The organism is Streptomyces sp. NPDC086147, assembly GCF_040702165.1.
Classification (GTDB): Bacteria; Actinomycetota; Actinomycetes; order Streptomycetales; family Streptomycetaceae; genus Streptomyces.
The window spans coordinates 90,387-109,687 of sequence record NZ_JBFBJO010000008.1; the positions used below are offsets into that span (position 1 = coordinate 90,387).

11 protein-coding genes and 1 pseudogene are annotated in these 19,301 nt (G+C 72.9%); 7 read left to right on the top strand and 5 right to left on the bottom strand.

From position 1 onward, the window contains the following. Window positions 1-116 precede the first annotated feature (116 nt). Window positions 117-4,679 carry a glutamate synthase large subunit gene (gene gltB, locus AB0398_RS19310; RefSeq protein ID WP_366376586.1) on the top strand — a complete coding sequence of 1,521 codons (4,563 nt, stop codon included), beginning with the start codon at window positions 117-119 and terminating at the stop codon, window positions 4,677-4,679. Continuing rightward, window positions 4,672-6,132 (top strand): glutamate synthase subunit beta, encoded by a 1,461-nt coding sequence (locus AB0398_RS19315; RefSeq protein ID WP_366376588.1) that lies wholly within the window; start codon window positions 4,672-4,674, stop codon window positions 6,130-6,132. The genes gltB and AB0398_RS19315 overlap by 8 nt, the downstream gene beginning before the upstream one ends. 123 nt (window positions 6,133-6,255) lie before the next feature. Here the strand turns inward: AB0398_RS19315 and AB0398_RS19320 are convergent, their stop codons facing one another. The 3 genes from AB0398_RS19320 to AB0398_RS19330 are packed head-to-tail and all read right to left on the bottom strand — an operon-like array spanning window position 6,256 to window position 12,229. Further along, window positions 6,256-6,711, bottom strand: coding sequence for a hypothetical protein (locus AB0398_RS19320; protein ID WP_366376589.1), 456 nt, complete (start codon window positions 6,709-6,711; stop codon window positions 6,256-6,258). After that, window positions 6,708-7,040 carry a hypothetical protein gene (locus tag AB0398_RS19325; RefSeq protein ID WP_366376591.1) on the bottom strand — a complete coding sequence of 111 codons (333 nt, stop codon included), beginning with the start codon at window positions 7,038-7,040 and terminating at the stop codon, window positions 6,708-6,710. Before AB0398_RS19325 ends, AB0398_RS19320 begins: the two co-directional genes overlap by 4 nt. Continuing rightward, complete coding sequence (locus AB0398_RS19330; RefSeq protein ID WP_366376593.1) at window positions 7,037-12,229, bottom strand: caspase family protein; 5,193 nt, start codon at window positions 12,227-12,229, stop codon at window positions 7,037-7,039. The genes AB0398_RS19325 and AB0398_RS19330 overlap by 4 nt, the downstream gene beginning before the upstream one ends. Before the next feature lie 150 nt (window positions 12,230-12,379). Between AB0398_RS19330 and AB0398_RS19335 the strand changes: the two genes are divergently transcribed. The 5 genes and pseudogenes from AB0398_RS19335 (at window position 12,380) to AB0398_RS19355 (ending at window position 16,693) form a co-directional block, all read left to right on the top strand. Beyond that, entirely contained in the window at window positions 12,380-13,099 is a 720-nt protein-coding gene (locus AB0398_RS19335) for a VWA domain-containing protein (RefSeq protein WP_366376594.1), read from the top strand. A gap of 52 nt (window positions 13,100-13,151) precedes the next feature. Beyond that, a pseudogene (locus AB0398_RS19340) lies at window positions 13,152-13,523 on the top strand (VOC family protein); the annotation flags it as partial. Window positions 13,524-13,595: 72 nt separating this feature from the next. After that, the gene (locus tag AB0398_RS19345) at window positions 13,596-14,114 is read left to right on the top strand and encodes a pyridoxamine 5'-phosphate oxidase family protein (protein ID WP_366376596.1); all 519 of its coding nucleotides are present in this window, start codon (window positions 13,596-13,598) and stop codon (window positions 14,112-14,114) included. A 304-nt stretch (window positions 14,115-14,418) separates the two neighbouring features. Next, entirely contained in the window at window positions 14,419-16,095 is a 1,677-nt protein-coding gene (locus AB0398_RS19350; protein ID WP_366376598.1) for a DEAD/DEAH box helicase, read from the top strand. 175 nt (window positions 16,096-16,270) lie between these two features. After that, window positions 16,271-16,693, top strand: a complete 423-nt coding sequence (locus AB0398_RS19355; protein ID WP_366376600.1) for a ribonuclease domain-containing protein — start codon at window positions 16,271-16,273, stop codon at window positions 16,691-16,693. Window positions 16,694-16,707: 14 nt separating this feature from the next. Here the strand turns inward: AB0398_RS19355 and AB0398_RS19360 are convergent, their stop codons facing one another. Both AB0398_RS19360 and AB0398_RS19365 read right to left on the bottom strand, forming a co-directional pair. Further along, window positions 16,708-18,186 (bottom strand): ankyrin repeat domain-containing protein, encoded by a 1,479-nt coding sequence (locus tag AB0398_RS19360; protein WP_366376602.1) that lies wholly within the window; start codon window positions 18,184-18,186, stop codon window positions 16,708-16,710. 67 nt (window positions 18,187-18,253) lie between these two features. Beyond that, window positions 18,254-19,138 (bottom strand): hypothetical protein, encoded by an 885-nt coding sequence (locus tag AB0398_RS19365; RefSeq protein ID WP_366376604.1) that lies wholly within the window; start codon window positions 19,136-19,138, stop codon window positions 18,254-18,256. Window positions 19,139-19,301: the final 163 nt, after the last annotated feature.

The window sequence follows — 19,301 nt, forward strand, 5'->3', positions numbered from 1 at the left end:
GAACGAGCTATCCGCTTCGCGAGAAGCCAGCCATCATGTAACCTGCACGAAATTTCGCGGAGGGCCAACGTCGTCCCTCGGCAGCTGCATATGCCACGACGACGACGGGAGAGCCGATGCGTTCCGACGCCTGGTCGCCCATGGACGGTCGCCCCGCTCCGCAGGGGATGTACGACCCCCGTAACGAACACGACGCCTGCGGTGTCGGGTTCGTGGCCACCCTCACCGGTGTAGCCAGCCACGCGCTGGTGGAGCAGGCGCTGACCGTACTGCGCAATCTCGAGCACCGCGGCGCCACCGGCGCCGAGGCCGACTCCGGTGACGGCGCGGGCATCCTGCTCCAGGTCCCGGACGCCTTCCTCCGCGAGGTCGCCGGGTTCGAGCTCCCCGAGGCCGGCGCGTACGCCGTCGGCATCGCCTTCCTCCCCGAGGACGGCATCGACGCCACCGTCGCCAAGATCGAGGCGATCGCCGCCGAGGAGGGCCTGAACGTCCTCGGCTGGCGCGAGGTCCCCGTCGCCCCCGAGCTGCTCGGCGCCTCCGCCCGGTCCACCATGCCGGTCTTCCGCCAGCTCTTCGTGGCCGACGGCGAGAACACGGGCATCGCGCTCGACCGCAAGGCCTTCGTCCTGCGCAAGCGCGCCGAGCGCGAGGCCGCGACCTACTTCCCGTCGCTCTCCGCCCGCACCCTCGTCTACAAGGGCATGCTGACCACCGGCCAGCTGGAGCCCTTCTTCCCGGACCTGTCGGACCGCCGCTGCGCCACCGCCGTGGCCCTGGTCCACTCCCGGTTCTCCACCAACACCTTCCCGAGCTGGCCGCTGGCCCACCCGTACCGCTTCGTCGCCCACAACGGTGAGATCAACACCGTCAAGGGCAACCGGAACTGGATGACCGCCCGCGAGGCCCAGCTCGACTCCCGGGTCTTCGGCGAGGGCCCGCTGGACCGGATCTTCCCGATCTGCACCCCGGACGCCTCCGACTCGGCCTCCTTCGACGAGGTCCTGGAGCTGCTCCACCTCGGCGGACGCTCCCTGCCCCACGCGGTCCTCATGATGGTCCCGGAGGCGTGGGAGAACCACGAGACCATGGAGCCGGCCCGCCGCGCCTTCTACCAGTACCACTCCACGATGATGGAGCCCTGGGACGGCCCGGCCTGCGTCACCTTCACCGACGGCGTCCAGGTCGGCGCGGTCCTCGACCGCAACGGTCTGCGCCCCGGCCGCTACTGGGTCACCGACGAGGGCCTCGTCGTCCTCTCCTCCGAGGTCGGCGTCCTCGACATCGACCCCGCCAGGGTCGTCCGCAAGGGCCGCCTCCAGCCCGGGAAGATGTTCCTCGTCGACACCGCCGAGCACCGCATCGTCGAGGACGACGAGATCAAGGCCGGTCTCGCCGCCGAGAACCCCTACGAGGAGTGGCTGGAGACCGGCGAGATCGAGCTCTCCGACCTCCCCGAGCGCGAGCACGTCGTCCACACCCATGCCTCGGTCACCCGCCGCCAGCAGACCTTCGGCTACACCGAGGAAGAGCTCCGCGTCATCCTCGCCCCGATGGCCCGCACCGCCGGCGAGCCCCTCGGCTCCATGGGCACGGACTCCCCGATCGCGGCCCTGTCCGCCCGCCCGCGGCTGCTCTTCGACTACTTCACCCAGCTCTTCGCGCAGGTCACCAACCCGCCGCTGGACGCCATCCGCGAGGAGCTCGTCACCTCGCTGCGCTCCTCGCTCGGCCCCCAGGGCAACCTGCTCGACCCGACCTCCGTGTCGTGTCGCAGCGTCACCCTGCCCTTCCCGGTGATCGACAACGACGAGCTGGCCAAGCTCGTCCACATCAACGCCGACGGCGACATGCCCGGCATGAAGGCCGCGACCCTCTCCGGCCTCTACCGGGTCTCCGGCGGCGGCGACGCCCTCGCCGCCCGCATCGAGGCCATCTGCGCCGAGGCCGACACCGCCATCGAGGGCGGCGCCCGCCTCATCGTCCTCTCCGACCGGCACTCCGACGCCGAGCACGCCCCGATCCCCTCGCTGCTGCTCACCGCGGCCGTCCACCACCACCTCATCCGCACCAAGCAGCGCACCAAGGTGGGCCTGCTCATCGAGGCCGGCGACGTCCGCGAGGTCCACCACGTCGCCCTGCTCATCGGCTACGGCGCCGCCGCCGTCAACCCGTACCTCGCCATGGAGTCCGTCGAGGACCTGGTCCGCGCCGGCACCTTCATCGAGGGCCTGGAGCCCGAGCAGGCCATCCGGAACCTGATCTACGCCCTCGGCAAGGGCGTCCTCAAGGTCATGTCCAAGATGGGCATCTCCACCGTCGCCTCCTACCGCGGCGCCCAGGTCTTCGAGGCCGTCGGCCTCGACTCCGAGTTCGTCGCCACGTACTTCAACGGCACGGCCACCAAGATCGGCGGCGCCGGCCTCGACGTCGTCGCCAAGGAGGTCGCCGCCCGCCACGCCAAGGCGTACCCCGCCTCCGGCGTCCCCTCGGCGCACCGCGCCCTGGACATCGGCGGCGAGTACCAGTGGCGCCGCGAGGGCGAGCCGCACCTGTTCGACCCGGAGACCGTCTTCCGCCTCCAGCACGCCACGCGCAACAAGCGGTACGACATCTTCAAGCAGTACACCGACCGGGTGAACGAGCAGTCCGAGCGGCTCATGACGCTCCGCGGCCTCTTCGGCTTCGCCGCCGAGGGCCGCGCCCCGATCTCCCTCGACGAGGTCGAGCCCGCCTCCGAGATCGTCAAGCGCTTCTCCACCGGCGCCATGTCGTACGGCTCCATCTCCAAGGAGGCGCACGAGACCCTCGCCATCGCCATGAACCAGCTCGGTGGCAAGTCCAACACCGGCGAGGGCGGCGAGGACCCGGACCGCCTGTACGACCCGGCGCGCCGCTCCTCCATCAAGCAGGTCGCCTCCGGCCGTTTCGGCGTCACCAGCGAGTACCTGGTCAACGCCGACGACATCCAGATCAAGATGGCCCAGGGCGCCAAGCCCGGCGAGGGCGGCCAGCTGCCCGGCCACAAGGTCTACCCGTGGGTCGCCAGGACGCGTCACTCGACGCCCGGCGTCGGCCTGATCTCCCCGCCGCCGCACCACGACATCTACTCCATCGAGGACCTGGCGCAGCTGATCCACGACCTCAAGAACGCCAACCCGGTCGCCCGCATCCACGTGAAGCTGGTCTCCGAGGTCGGCGTCGGCACGGTCGCCGCCGGCGTCTCCAAGGCCCACGCGGACGTCGTCCTCATCTCCGGCCACGACGGCGGCACGGGCGCGTCTCCTCTGACGAGCCTCAAGCACGCGGGCGGTCCCTGGGAGCTCGGCCTCGCCGAGACCCAGCAGACCCTGCTGCTCAACGGCCTGCGCGACCGGATCGTCGTCCAGACCGACGGCCAGCTCAAGACCGGCCGCGACGTCGTCATCGCCGCGCTGCTCGGCGCCGAGGAGTTCGGCTTCGCCACCGCGCCGCTCGTCGTCTCCGGCTGCGTCATGATGCGCGTCTGCCACCTCGACACCTGCCCGGTCGGCATCGCCACCCAGAACCCGGTCCTGCGCGACCGCTTCTCCGGCAAGGCCGAGTACGTCGTCAACTTCTTCGAGTTCATCGCCGAGGAGGTCCGCGAGCTCCTCGCCGAGCTGGGCTTCCGCACCCTCGAAGAGGCCGTCGGCCACGCCGAGCTGCTCGACACCAGCCGCGCCGTCACCCACTGGAAGGCCCAGGGCCTCGACCTGGAGCCCCTCTTCCACGTGCCGGACCTCCCGGAGGGCGCGGTCCGCCACGCCCTGGTCGAGCAGGACCACGGCCTGGAGAAGGCCCTCGACAACCAGCTGATCCAGCTCGCCGCCGAGGCCCTGAACGCCGCCTCCGCCGAGGAGGCCCAGCCGGTCCGCGCCCAGGTCGCCATCCGCAACATCAACCGCACGGTCGGCACCATGCTCGGCCACCAGGTCACCAAGAAGTTCGGCGGCGCCGGCCTCCCGGCCGACACGATCGACATCACCTTCACCGGCTCCGCCGGCCAGTCCTTCGGCGCCTTCCTGCCGAGCGGCGTCACCCTCCGCCTGGAGGGCGACGCCAACGACTACGTCGGCAAGGGCCTCTCCGGCGGCCGCGTGATCGTCCGCCCCGACCGGGGCGCCGACCACCTGGCCGAGTACTCCACCATCGCGGGCAACACCATCGCGTACGGCGCGACCGGCGGCGAGCTGTTCCTCCGCGGCCGCACCGGCGAGCGCTTCTGCGTCCGCAACTCCGGCGCCCTCGTCGTCTCCGAGGGCGTGGGCGACCACGGCTGCGAGTACATGACCGGCGGCACGGCCGTCGTCCTCGGCGAGACCGGACGCAACTTCGCGGCCGGCATGTCGGGCGGCGTCGCCTACGTGATCGACCTCGACCGGGACAACGTCAACTCCGGCAACCTGGGGGCGGTCGAGGCCCCGTCGGACACCGACGCGGCCTGGCTGCACGACGTCGTGCGCCGCCACCACGAGGAGACCGGCTCCACGGTCGCCGAGAAGCTCCTCGCCGACTGGGACGCCGCCGCGGCCCGGTTCAGCAAGATCATCCCCACCACGTACAAGGCAGTGCTCGCCGCCAAGGACGCCGCTGAGCTCGCCGGTCTCTCCGAGGCCGAGACCACCGAGAAGATGATGGAGGCGGCGACCCATGGCTGATCCGAAGGGCTTCCTCACCACCGGCCGCGAGGTCGCCGAGACCCGTCCCGTCGCCGAGCGCGTCCGCGACTGGAACGAGGTCTACGTCTCCGGCTCCCTGCTGCCGATCATCAGCAAGCAGGCCGGCCGCTGCATGGACTGCGGCATCCCGTTCTGCCACAACGGCTGCCCCCTCGGGAACCTGATCCCCGAGTGGAACGACTACGCCTACCGCGAGGACTGGTCGGCGGCGCAGGAGCGCCTGCACGCCACCAACAACTTCCCGGAGTTCACCGGCCGCCTCTGCCCGGCGCCCTGCGAGTCCGCGTGCGTGCTCGGCATCAACCAGCCGGCCGTCACCATCAAGAACGTCGAAGTCTCCATCATCGACAAGGCCTGGGACGCCAACGACGTCAAGCCGCAGGTGCCCGAGCGCCTCTCCGGCAAGACCGCCGCCGTCATCGGCTCCGGCCCGGCCGGCCTCGCCGCCGCCCAGCAGCTCACCCGGGCCGGCCACACCGTGGTCGTGTACGAGCGCGCCGACCGCATCGGCGGCCTGCTGCGCTACGGCATCCCCGAGTTCAAGATGGAGAAGCGGCACATCAACCGCCGCATCGAGCAGATGCGCGCGGAGGGCACCAAGTTCCGCACCGGCATCGAGATCGGCCGCGACCTGACGGCGACGGACCTGCGCAAGCGGTTCGACGCGGTCGTCATCGCCGCCGGCGCCACCACCGCCCGCGACCTGCCCGTCCCGGGCCGCGAGCTGAACGGCATCCACCAGGCGATGGAGTACCTGCCGCTCGCCAACAAGGTCGTCGAGGGCGACTTCGTCACCCCGCCGATCACCGCCGAGGGCAAGCACGTCGTCGTCATCGGCGGCGGCGACACCGGCGCCGACTGCGTCGGCACCGCCCACCGCCAGGGCGCGGCCTCCGTCACGCAGCTGGAGATCATGCCCCGCCCGGGCGAGGACCGGAACCCGGGCCAGCCCTGGCCGACCTTCCCCATGCTGTACAAGGTCACCTCGGCGCACGAGGAGGGCGGCGAGCGGGTCTACTCCGTCTCCACCACCCACTTCGAGGGTGACGAGGACGGCAACGTCCAGTCCCTCCACCTCGCCGAGGTCGAGTTCGTCGACGGCAGGCTGACCCAGAAGCCGGGCACGGAGCGGAAGATCCCCGCCCAGCTCGTCACCCTCGCCATGGGCTTCACCGGCACGGACGTCCAGAACGGCCTGGTCGCCCAGTTCGGCCTGGAGCTCGACGAGCGCGGCAACATCGCCCGGGACGCGGACTTCGCCACCAACGTCGACGGCGTCTTCGTCGCCGGTGACGCGGGCCGCGGCCAGTCGCTCATCGTCTGGGCCATCGCCGAGGGCCGCTCCGCCGCCCGCGGCGTCGACCGCCACCTGACCGGCGCCAGCTCCCTGCCGGCCCCGATCCGCCCGACGGACCGCTCCCTGATGGTCTGATCCGACCGGATCACCCCCCGAACGTCCCGTACAACGACGTACGGAACTGAGCGCGGCGCCCCCCGAATGTCCCCGACCGGACGACTGGGAGGGCGCCGCGGCGCGTCCTCGACCCTTGTCGGCTCAGCTCTTTCCGGGCCAGATCCAGGTGACCAGCGAGGCGGCGGAGACGGCGAGGACGCCGACCGCGCCCATCCAGCGCGACCAGGCCGTCATGAGGATCACGGTCTTCGCGCGGTCCTTCTCGTAACGGAGGAGGTACTCCCCGGTCGGCGGCAGTTTCCGCCCCGGCGGCTCGTGGACGGCCGAGACCATCAGCCAGGAGGCCACGAGCAGCAGCAGGAATGCCCCGGCGAGCAGCCCGATCACCCACCACCGGGGCCCGGTGGTCATCCTGCTCAGGTTCTCCTGTCCCTTGAGCACGAAGACGACCGTCAGCAGGCCGGTGAGGGAGGTCAGGAAGTTCCGGTACCCCTCCGCCTGCTGGAGCGCCGCCCGCAGCCGCTCGGGCGGCTCCTCCATCGCCCGTACGCGCCGCTGGGCCTCGCGAATCTGCTCCGGGGTGAACTCCGGACTCACCACGAGACGCCCAGGCGCTGCGGGGGCATCGCGACGTAGAAGAGGTAGCCGCAGCCGCTCGGGACCGAGGAGGGCCGGCCCACGTGCCAGGTCCGGCACTCGCACACGACGGACTTGGGCTCCCCGTTGTCGAACCTCCTCCGATCGGGCTTGCCCGGCCCCTTGGCGACGTACTGCACGGGAGTCCAGGACAGGGCGAGCACGCACCGGCACTGCGGGCACTCACCCGTGGCCTCGACCCGGTCGGGCGCCCGCACCTCCCACAGGAAGGTCGTGAGGGCCCGGTCCGGCGGCCGGTCGTCCTCGTGGTAGCGCGTGGTGGAACTCATGGGCGCGGTCCTCCGGCTTCGGGAAGGTCGAGCTCGAACAGTCCGACGTAGGGCCGCAGCAGGTCGAGGACCTCGTCCTCGGTGCGCTCCGTCTCCTCCGCGCACAGAACGACGTGTTCCGCCGTCACGGTTCCCGAGATCGCGGGTGACCGGCCGGTCAACTGCTCGGTGAGCACGACGACATCGGCCCAGCCGGGCACGATGTCCCGCTCCTCGCCCTTCGGCTCGACGCCGACCCGCAGCCCGAGGGCCTCGAAGGGCGCGTACCGGTCGTACGCCTCGCCGAGCGTCCAGCCGAACCGCCCCGCGACGAGGACCAGTTCGAGCGGGCCGAGGGCGCCGGGCCCGAGCAGGCTCTCCTCGAAGGCCACGAGGTCGAAGAGAGTGGGTTCGAGCTCGGCGAGCGGCCCGTCCTCCAAGGCACCCGGCAGCTCCGGCCCGCCGAGACAGCGGTACGCGCCGAGGGCGTCGGCTGCCTCGCGGAGGGTGCAGCGGTAGAAGGTGGCGAGTTCGAGGAGGTCCCGGACCGTCAGGGCGGCCTTGAAGGACGGGTCCGCCGAGGGGTCCCGGAGGACCCGGGCCAACTCCGTTTCCACGGGCCTGAGGGATCGCGCCTCTTCCGGCAGGACCGGCAGACCGAGTGGAAGCCGGGTGTCGGTCGCGTCCAGTTCGTCGACGAGGGAGCCGAGAAGGGCGTGGCGGCTGAGGGAGAGCCGCAGCAGGAGCGGCCAGGAGAGGCCTCCGGCACCGAGCGTCCACACCGGATCCCGGTCCGGCCACTCGGGGAACGCCTCGTCGAGGAGAGAGACGACGACGGGCGCGATCCGGCCGACCTGCTCCACCAGATCGTCGACGGACGCCGTCAGCACGCCGCACGCTTCCAGCCGGGAGAGCTCCGTACGCAGTTCCTGCGGCGACGGGCGGGGTTCCGCCCGGTGCGCGCCGAAGACCAGTCGCCAGTCTCCGCGGCGGGCCTCCCCGAAGGGGGCGCGGCGCACGGAGGTGCCCCGAGGGTCGTGGATCCATGGTGACGGGGCCCAGGTACGGCACTCCGCGGGCACGACCGGTGCGGAGATGCCGGTGACGGGAGTGAGCGCGTCGATCTCGTCCGCCATCGCGCCGAGGGGGCGCTGCAACGCCGAGGCCCGGTCGATGAGCTGCCACATGGTGAGGGGGCGCGGGGCGAGCCACGGGCCCATGCCGTCGATGTCGTGGGAGACCGTCTTCAGCTCCACGGCGGTGAGCGCGGGGTGGTCGAGGGTCTCCTCACCCACGGCCTCGGACAGGGAGAAGCCGAGCGGCCCGAGTTCCCGGATGCGTTCGACCAGGCGACGCCGTTGCTCGGGCGGTTCGACTCGTGACAGGAGATCGGCGGGCGGGACCATGCCGTCGCGCCAGGACTTTCCCTCGGACGAATCCCTCGCCAGTAGCAGGGCCTCGGAGGCGAGGAACTTCATGCCGAGGTCGGCCGAGCGCAGCGGACCCGGATCCGGGACCTCGATGCCGATGCGGGTCAGAACGTCCAGATCGTCCAGGAGATGCGAGAGGGGCACCTCGTGGTCGGCCGCCACCGAGACGAGAGGGGCGTGAACGGCGGGAAGGTCCGGGTTGGGCATGTTCCTGACCCGTGCCGCCTGTTCGTAGGCCAGGTGGAGGGCCGCCGTCCGGGAGGTGGGCGTCCCGGCCTCGGAGAGTTTCTGGATGTCGGGGACCGCAGGAACGCGTACGCCGGTGATCGCGTACCTCCGGAGCGCCCTGAGGGCGGCCGCCAAGGGGACGTCCGCCCTCGCAGCAGCCGTCAGCGGGGGCGACCAATCACTGTGGAACGCGTTTCGGGAGAAGAGCAGAGCGTCCAGAGCGGTGGGTTCCGGGTACCCCTCGGGCACGAAGGAGGTCTCGCCGCGAGTCACGATGCCCAGCTTGGCGAAGCGCCATCGCTGCAGCAGGGCGCGTTCCGCGGCGCTGACCTGGGGCCAGGAGTAGGGGCCGTGCAAGTCCATGACGAAGGTGGCGTCCATGGCCAGCACGCCCGTACGACGCAGGGGGACGCGGTCGGAGGCGACGACGTGATCGGTCGCGTCCTTGGCGATGACTCCGACGGCATCCGGCGAGACGTGCCGAAGCAACTGGAGCGCCAGCCGGGGTTCGTGATGGGCCAGATTCCAGAGCCAGGTCAGCGCCATCGCGTCGATCTTCCGGGCGACGTGCCGCACCGCGTTCAGGAGCTCCTCCCTGACTCCCTTCTCGTCGTACGTGAGCAGGGAATTGCGGTTCACGCTCGGCTCCGGCCGGTGCCTCTCCTGCAGGTTGAACACGCAGCCGTAGACGGAGGATGCCTCCCCCACGAGGATGCCGTCGAGGAGGAGCTGCCCGGCGCCCTGGACGATCCAGCTCTCCTCGCCGGCCTTCACCGGCTTCCCGTACCACTCCCGGGCACGGTGCTCCGGCGCCCGGAGCACCCCCGGCTTCCAGCTCTTCGAGCGGATGAGGTTCTCGTCGCGGTCCCGTTCCTCCGCCGTCACGTGGAACTCGCTCACCCACAGTAGTCGCCGCAGTGTCTCCACCACCGACGGAGGGTGCTCCCCGTCCTGCTCCGCGCTCAGGTAGAGGCGCACGACCGTGCCGCCGTCCTTCGGCCCGCCACCCTCGATCTCGCGGATCTGGAGGAGGCCGGAACCCGACTGGACGGTGGCGTGGAGGGGGAGGACCGAGCGGGCGGGGTTGCCGTGGCGGTCGACGGCGGCGGTGTCGACCGTGACCTCCTCCGCCAGCATGAAGTAGCTGAACACGCCGATGCCGAAGCGGCTGTTGAACGGGACGGGCTTCATTCCGGCCCGACGCCAGTTGCGCCGCTCCTGGACGTAGTCGGGGTCCTGCTCGTACCGCTTGCCGGCGCGGGCGAACATCGAGGTCAGCTTCTCGCGGCTCATGCCCGCACCGCTGTCCTCGCACTCGATGTACGCGCGGTTGCCCTCGTACCCCTGACGGAACGTGATCCTGAGTTCGGGGTCGGTGCTGTGGAACGCCTCCCGGCTGCGGCCGTACGCGGTCCGCTGCTTCCGGTACCGGCAGGCGTCCAGGGCGTTCTGGTACAGCTCGCGCACGGCCAGCATCCGGTCGCCGTACAGCTGGGTGCCCATGAGCAGCGGGCGGATCTCGTCCTCGGCGAGCCGGAAGCGCTCCAGCGGCTTGCTGTACGCAGTGGGGTCGACCGGCTTGAGGTGGTCGGTGGTCACCCGCCGGGGGATGCCCCTGAGCAGGTCGGGCGCGGGCTGCCCGGTGACGCGCACGCGTCGGTGGTGGTCGTGGACGGAGGCGTCGGCGGTGGCCGCCAGCTCTTCGAGCGCGGCGTGCAGCGCGGGGTGCGGGCAGGAGAGGCGGAGCGCGTACTGCGGGTGCGGGAGGCCGTCGCGCACCTCCCTCTCCCAGTCGGTCCGGGCGAGCGCGTCGACCACGTCGGCAGGGGCGAGCGGTACGTGCGCGCCCAGGTGGTCGACGAGCACGCTGGACATGCGGCGCGGGTCCGCGGCGAGGAGGGCCGCCAGCCACAGGAGGTAGGCGAGTTCGAAGTCCCGCCAGGCGTTGCCCGGCACGGGCTTCTCGGTCCGGCTCCATGTCGGGCTGCCGGTGTCGTCGATGCGGGGGCTCGACCCGGGAGCGACCGTCATGTGGGGCAGGACCCGGCGGACGTGCCGGTCCACGGTGGTGAGTTCGGTGCTCGTGCCGACCGCGCCGGCGGTGACGGCGTTCACGACCATGTCGAGGAGCTGGTGGACGCTCCCGTAGTCGCTGTGGCTCCGGTCCCACAGCCGGTCCCAGTCCGCGATGAAGCGGTGGCGCAGCCAGTGGTCGGCCGCCTTGGCGGCATCGTCCTCCTTGCGCTTCCGCAGCGTCTCGGCGGTGACGGTCACGCGCGAGTGAGCCCGGCAGACGTCGGCGGCGGCGTCGCACACCAGCCGGTCGTGGCCGTCCTCGGGATCCCTGCCCCGGTTGTCCTCGACGCGGTCGAGCCGGTCCGGGCGGAGGGAGGCGAGCTCGCTGAGCGCGACGGCCACGACGCCCTCGTGGAGGAGCGGGGCGGCGAGGAGGGCGGCCGTCTCGGCGGGGGAGAGGTACTCGAAGGGCTGGAGCCTCGCGTCCTCGACGAGCCGTTCGAGGACGTGGACGACCCGTTCCAGGTAGAGGGGGTCGTGCCAGGGGGTGGCGAGCTCCGACTGCGTGTCCGTGCGGCTCCTGGCGACCTCGGCGGCCAGCTCCGCCAGAGCCTCCTTCACCCGCGTGTGCACCTCCGGGGTCCCCGAGGTGTACGTCCAGAGACCGGACTTCCTCAGGACCTCCGCCCAGTGGTCGGTCTCCTCGGAGCCCTGGCACAGGCGCAGGTCCCGGGCCCAGTCCTCACGCCCCCGGGCGGCTTTGAGCACGACGGCGGGCGCCGGTACGCGCAGCTTCTGCGCGAGGGACCTGACCCGGGTCCGGACGAAGGCGCCGATCTCTCCGAGCGTCTGCGGGGGACGCTCGGGCGACAGCGCCTCGGACAGGGCGAAGCCGAAGTGGCTGCCCCGCTTCGGGTCGGCGAACGCCTCCTGCCCATGGCTGCCGGCCCGCAGCCACACCACGTCGTCGTACTCGTCGCCCACGAGCGGCTTGGGCACCTTGGGTGCGGAACCGGCGGTCTCCGTCCGGCAGGTGTCCAGGCAGACGACGACCGACACGCCCTCCGGGACGCTGCCGAGGAGTTCGGGGGCGACCGTCTCGATGAGCGTCCCGGAGATCAGGGTGCCGCCGGCGCTGGCGCGGGCGCTCCACGGGAGGATGTAGTCCCGGCCGTCGAGCACGACGCCGTGTCCGGAGACGTACACGAGGGCGGTGTCCCCCGGAGCGCAGGAGCCGAAGAAGTCGACCATGGCCGCGAGGATCATGTCCTTGCTGGTGTCCCGGTGCTCCTCGTCCGAGTGGCCCGGATGGAAGGACGTCACCTCGTAGTCGGACGCCCGCAGCGCCGCCTCGATCCGCCGTACGTCCTCGTCGACGCAGGCCAGGGACGGATAGGCGGCGGCGAGAAGGGGGTTGCGCGCCAGGTACTCGGTGTCCCGGATGCCGATCAGGAGGGCCCTGCGGTCGCCGCCCGGCCCCGTCTCCGTCTCGGTGCCCGTACCCGTCTCCGTACCGGTTCCCGCCGTCGTGCTCACGCGCCCCCGCCCCCGCTTTCCTTCCGCTCCGCCCCGGAGAGGCCATGATTCCACGGCCTGACGGATGGTCATACGGGAACCGGAAACCCCCGAACAGCCGTATCTTCGACAGTGCGCCGAGCACCTCGAAGGAACCGAGGGGGAACGTCCATGGCACTGAGCCTGCGAAAGGTCGAGGAGACCGCGCCCGCGCTCGTGAGTCTCTACAAGTCGGCGGGGGAGTCGCTGCGGCGGCACGGGATCGACGGACAGCGGGCCGCCGTCTACCTGGTCGTCGACCACTCGGGGTCGATGCGGCCGTACTACAGGAGCGGTGCCGTGCAGGCGCTCGCCGACCGGGTGCTCGGGCTCTCCGCGCACCTCGACGACGACGGGCGGGTGCCCGTGGTGTTCTTCTCCACCGACGTCGACGCGGAGACCGAGATACGGCTCGACGACCACAAGGGGCGGATCGACCGGATCGCCGCCGGGCTCGGGCACATGGGGCAGACGAACTACCACCTGGCCATGGACGCGGTCGTCGACCACTACCTGGACAGCGGGGCGACCGATCCCGCGTTCGTCGTCTTCCAGACCGACGGCGGTCCGACCAGCAAGCCGGCGGCCGAGCGGTACGTGTGCAAGGCCGCCCGGCTGCCGCTCTTCTGGCAGTTCATCGGCTTCGGCGACCCCGACAGCCGGCAGTTCGACTTCCTGCGCAGGCTGGACGAGCTGGACGTCCCGGGAAAGCGGCCCGTCGACAACGCCGGGTTCTTCCACGCGGGACAGGACCCCGACCGGGTCCCGGACGCCGAACTGTACGACCGGCTCCTCTCCGAGTTCCCGATGTGGCTCGCCGCCGCCCGGGCCCGGGGCATCGTCCGGGGGTGAGGCAACCGGAAAGCGGTGGCCGCCCCCCGCCCCCGGCGTGGATCATGACGCCATGACCTCTCTCGTACGCCACGTGACCATCGACTGCGCCGACGCCTACGCCCTCGCCTCCTTCTGGGCACAGGTCCTCGACGCCCGGCTCTCCGACGACGACGAGCCGGGGGACGAGGAGGCGCTCGTCGAGTCGCCCGGGGCCTCCCTCCTCTTCATCCAGGTGCCCGAGCCGAAGGCGGCGAAGAACCGGGTCCACCTCGACCTCCAGCCGCAGGACCGCACCCGCGACGAGGAGGTCGAGCGGCTGCTCGGCCTCGGCGCCGTACTGCTCGACGACCGCCGGAACCCGGACGGCACCGGCTGGGCCACCCTGGCGGACCCCGAGGGGAACGAGTTCTGCGTCGAGCGCAGCCGGGCGGAGCGCGAGGCCGCCTGAGCCCGGCGCGACCAGGCGGAGGCAAACCCGACAAAGGGTGTCGGGTATTCCGTGTTCCCTGGAACCATGGAAGACACCGGAACCACCTGGCCGGCCTTCGAGGCCGCCGAACCCGATCTCGCCGCGACCGTGCGCGAGCGCTTCGGGCAGTTCACCCACCACGTCCTCGCCACCCTGCGGAAGGACGGCTCGCCGCGCCTCAGCGGCATCGAGGCGGACTTCCGCGACGGCGAGCTCCGGTTCGGCATGATGCCGAACTCGCGCAAGGCGCTCGACCTGCGCCGCGACCCCCGGTTCGCGCTGCTCGCCAATCCCGGACCCGGCACCGGCATGGGCGGCGGGGACGTCCGGATCTCCGGGCGGGCGGTCGAGGTCACCGACCCCGGGGCCCTGGAGCGGTACGCCGCCGGGGTCGGTGTGCCCCTGCCCTTCCACCTCTTCCGGGCGGAGCCCACAGAGGTCGTGCGCACACGGGTGGACGGTGAGGAGATCGTCTTCCGCAGCTGGGTGCCGGGGCGGCCCGCGTGGACGACCCGGCGCGGCAACGACGACGCCCCGCCCCGCCGGGACGCCCGGCCGTTGTGAGGTGGGCCACGTCGGAGCCGCCTGGGCTGGGGCGATCCGTCCGGGCATCGGGCGGGCGGGGCGGGAAGGTCCCGGGGCGCACTATTGTTCCGGTAGAGACGACCGGAGCCGCAGTGCGCGCCCCGGCGGCAGAAGCAGGAGACGCCGGGACCCGCACGGGGTGTCCCGGCGGCAGAGACAGCCCGGAGCCGTACCACGCGCTCCGGACAGAGCAGCCGGGGCCCGTACCGCGCAGGTACGGGCCCCCGCTGCGCCGCGCACCCGGCCAGCAGGGCTCGGCGGCGCACCGGCCAGAAAGGCACGAATGACCCGCTCCGAGCGCCCCCACAAGCGCGGCCCCCGCACCGCGCAGGCGAAGTCCACGTCCCAGCCGAAGGCCTCCCGCGGCGGTCGCCGTCCCGCCGCGCCCCCGCCGCCGAGCGAGTTCACGCCGCCGGTGTCGGTGACGCCCGCGCTGCCCGCGGTGGCCTCCTTCGCCGACCTCGACATGCCCGAGGGCCTGCTGCGGACCCTCGGTGAGCAGGGCGTCACGGAGCCGTTCCCGATCCAGGCCGCGACCCTGCCGAACTCGCTCGCGGGCCGCGACGTGCTCGGCCGCGGCCGCACCGGATCCGGCAAGACCCTCGCCTTCGGCCTCGCCCTGCTCGCCCGCACCGCGGGCCGCCGCGCCGAGCCGGGCGCGCCGCTCGCCCTCGTCCTGGTGCCCACCCGCGAGCTCGCCCAGCAGGTGACCGACGCCCTCACCCCGTACGCCGGGGCCCTGCGGCTGCGGATCACCACCGTCGTCGGCGGCATGTCGATCAGCCGGCAGTCCTCCGCGCTGCGGCGCGGCGCCGAGGTGCTCATCGCCACCCCCGGCCGCCTCCACGACCTCATCGACCGCGGCGACTGCCGGCTCGACCAGGTCGCCGTCACCGTCCTCGACGAGGCCGACCAGATGGCCGACATGGGCTTCCTGCCGCAGGTCACCAAGCTCCTGAAGCAGGTCGAGCCGGGCGGCCAGCGGCTGCTGTTCTCGGCCACCCTCGACCGGAACATCGACCGCCTGGTCAAGATGTTCCTCGACGACCCGGTCGTGCACTCCGTCGACCCGTCGGCCGGCGCGGTCACCACCATGGAGCACCACGTCCTGTACGTGGCCGACGAGACCGACAAGAAGGCCGTCACGCTGCGGATCGCGGCCCGCGACGGGCGCACGATCCTCTTCCTCGACACCAAGCGGTCCGTGGACCGGCTGGTCAAGCGGCTCCTCGCCAACGGCGTGCGGGCCTCCGGCCTGCACGGCGGGCGCTCGCAGCCGCAGCGCAACCGCACCCTGGACCAGTTCAAGAACGGGCAGGTCACCACGCTCGTCGCGACGAACGTGGCGGCCCGCGGCATCCACGTCGACGACCTCGACATGGTCGTGAACGTCGACCCGCCGATGGACCACAAGGACTACCTGCACCGCGGCGGCCGCACCGCCCGCGCCGGCGAGTCCGGCAGCGTCTTCACCCTGGTCCTGCCCGACCAGAAGCGCGACATGGGCCGGCTGATGTCCAACGCGGGCATCAGCCCCCGCACGGCGCAGATCAAGTCCAGCGACGGGGAGCTCGCCGAGCTCACCGGCGCCCGGGAGCCCTCGGGCGTCCCGGTCGTCATCGAGACCCCGCAGCCCACCCCGCCCCGCAAGCCGGCCGGATCCGGCACCGGGAACGGCGGCGGTCGCCGCCGTCGCCGCCCGGCCGCCTCGGGCGGCTCCGGCACCGGCGCGTCCACCGGCTCGGCACGCGGCACCGCCTCCGGCACGGCCGCGGCCGGGAGTCGCGGTTCCGGTACGGGCGGTGGCCGCGGCTCCGGTGCGGGCCGGGGCGCGGGCACCGGTCGCGCCGCCGCCTCCGCTTCCACGTCCGCCTCCGCCGGGTCCGGTCGCGGCGGGCGCCGGACGGCGGGCACGGGCCGCCCCCGCGGCCCCCGGCAGCGGCCGGCCGACAACACGTAACCCCCTACGGGGTCCGGACGCGGGCGGTGTCGTGACAACGGCGCCGCCCGCTTCCGTCACCGCACGCGCCCCGTCTTCACAGGTCCCGTACGTACGGGAACGAGTGGTCAACATCCGGGGAATTGAAGGCCGTCGGGGTTCCCGGCCGGGATCTACGCGCATCATCATCACAGGCATGCGCATCCCCCCTCGATTCACCCTCGCCGGCGGTGTCGCCACCGCCCTCCTCTCCTCCCTCCTCCTCGGCGCCCCAGCCACCGCCGCCCAGGCCCCCGCGCCCGCCCCCGTCTCCGCCCGCGCCGTCGTCGAGGCCGTCGGGGAGATCTGCTACTCCGCCCTGCCCTCCCAGGCCCACACCACCCTCGGCCTGATCGACGCGGGCGGCCCCTTCCCGTACGGCCAGGACGGGTCCGTCTTCCAGAACAGGGAGGGCATCCTGCCCGCCCGCACCTCCGGGTACTACCACGAGTACACGGTGAAGACCCCGGGCTCCACGACCCGGGGTGCCCGCCGGATCGTCACCGGGAACGCGACGCGGGAGGACTACTACACCGCCGACCACTACGCCTCGTTCGACCTGATCGACCACGGCTGCTGAGCGTCCGGCGGCCCTCAGGACCGGCGCGGGGCCGTCCACTCCAGGCGGGTCCTGACCCGGGGGTCCCGGACGTGTTCGAGGGCGGCGAGCGCCGTCTCGCGCGCCGCGCCGTCCGCCTCGCCGTCCGCGAGGACCGACGCGAGCGCGTCGACGGCGCGCGGGTCCTGGCGGATCGCGAGCCCGCGCGCCGCCTCCGCCGCCGTCTCCGGATCCGCGTCGTCGAGCCGCTCGGCGAGCCCCTCCCGTACGAGCGGGGTGTCGTCGGGCAGTTCGGCGAGCGCGAGCGTCGCCCAGTCCCGCACTTGGGCGTCGCCGTCCCGGCTCAGCGCGAGCAGCACCCCGAGGGCCTCGACGTGCCCGGCCGGGACGATTCCGGCCAGGGCGCCCGCGACGGCCCCGCGCACCACCGCGTCGGGATGCCCGGCGGCCGCGAGCAGTTCGGGCACGGCCGCCGGGTCCGCGCACGCCCCGAGCGCCGTCACCACCGACAGGGCGGGCTCCCGCGCCGTGCCCGCCGTGCCCGCCGGCTCCGCCGCCAGCCGCCGCAGGACCGGCAGGGCGCTCTGCGCGAAGCCCGGCAGCGCGCCCAGGACCCGTGCGCCGAGCGCCCGCCGCAGCGGGTCCCGGTAGGCGCACCAGCCGGCCGCCGCCACGAAGGTCTCCTCGTCGGCCCGGCCCGCGAGTTCGGCCACCGCCGTCGTCCAGTCGTCGAGTCCGGGGTCGCCGCAGCGCAGCGCCCGCGCCGCCAGCTCCTCGGCGGGGGTGAGCAGCCCGAGCGAGGCCTCCAGGAGCGTGGCGATCGCCGCGTGCCCGGTCTGGCGGTCGTCGCCCCGCCCGGGAGCGCCGTCCTCCCGCAGCAGCTCCACGACCACCGTGATCCCGCCGTCCTCCCGGACCCGGCGGACCACCGCCTCGTACGTCTGCCCGCCCTCGTTCCCCGCGACGAGCCCGCGCCGCAGCTCGGCCGCGATGTCGGCGCCGATCCACCGCCGCGCCTCCCGCAGCGCGGCCTCCGCGCCCCCGGCCCCGTGGTCGAGGAGCGCCCGCACGCAGCCGGTGGAGCCGCGCCGGGCGGCGGCGAGGAGTGGGGCGAGCCCGTCGGGGCCGCGCCGGCCGGGGTCGGCGCCGTGCTCCAGGAGCAGCCGCGCGACGTCGGCGTGTCCGAGCCGCAGGGCCCAGGCGAGGGCCGTGAAGCCGTACGCCTCCTCCTGGTCCGCCTCCGCGCCCGCCGCGAGCAGCGCCCGCACCGTCCCGGTGTGTCCGGCACAGGCCGCCCCGCACAGCGGCAGGTCGCCGTCCTCCTCGCCGCTGCCCCGGCCGGGATCCGCCCCGGCGGCGAGCAGCACCCGTACGATTCCGGCCTCGCCGCCGACGGCCGCCCGGTACAGGGCGGTCTCCCCGTCCTCCCGCCCCTCGGGGTCGGCCCCGCTCCTCAGGGCCCGTACGGCCCCGTCCTCGTCCCCGGCCCGGATCGCGTCGAACAACGTGCTCATGCACCGACCCTGACCCGCCGTCGGCACATGGCGCAAATCGACTGCGGTCGGGCGCGGGGGAGAGGGGTCAGGAGGCGCACTCCAGGACGGTGCCGCACACCCCGCACCGGGCCCGCAGCGTCCGCCCCGCCGGGATCCGCAGCCGCTGGCGGCAGACCGGGCAGGGGAAGGAGACGCCGGTCGCGGGGGCCCCGCCGTCGAAGGCGTACGGGGCGTCCCCGCCGGCCCGGCCCCGGCGCCGCTCCCAGGCGTACCGGCGGCGCTCGACCGGCCCGGCCCCGGCGAGCGGCGGCGCCGTCCGCTCCCGGCGGGCCTCCGCCCGGCCCCGTACCCACGCGTCGTACGCGACCGGGCTGGTGAACCACGGCGACGGGTCCTCGCCGAACACCTCGGCCCGCTTGGCGAGCACGTAGCCGAACTCCTCCGGGGTCAGGTAGCCGAGCCGCTGGCGCTCGACGCCGTCCTCGCGGTACGCGTCGAGCAGCAGCCAGCCGGCGCCCAGGTAGGCGGTGGTCACGTCGGTGAGGATCTCGTTCTCGGCGGTGCGCGGGAAGCCCAGGCCGAGGCGGTGCAGCAGCACGTGGGCGATCTCGTGGGCGAGGACCGCGCCGATGTCCCGGCGGCGGGTCCGGAAGCGCTCGTGCACCTCCACGGAGTACTCGGGGCCGGGCGTGAGCTCGACAGTGCCCGCGTGCTCCATCGGCCGGAACTCGACCACCATCCGGGCGTCGGGGAGCCCCAGGTGCCGGACGAGGGCGCGGGCCACCCGGCGGGTGCCCAGGGTCAGGTCCTCGTCGTCGCCGATCGCCGTCTCGGCGGCGGACACGCTGACCGGATAACGCCGTACCCCGTCGGGGGAGAGGCGGCGGTGGAGCGCGGTGAGGGAGGCCCCGACCACGGCCCGGTGCGGAAAGCCGTGGACGACACGGTCGGCCTCTCGACGGTGCGGCATGCCGGATCCTCCCTTCCGTTCACTGTACGGTCCCTCACATCTCATCTGGCCGAAAAGGCTTCCTTGTGACCGCGGTTGAGCGCTGTTCATAATGCGGACCACACTTTGACGGGCGCATGTCACACCCCGTCGAGGTCGACCCCCCACGAGAGAAGGCAGATAC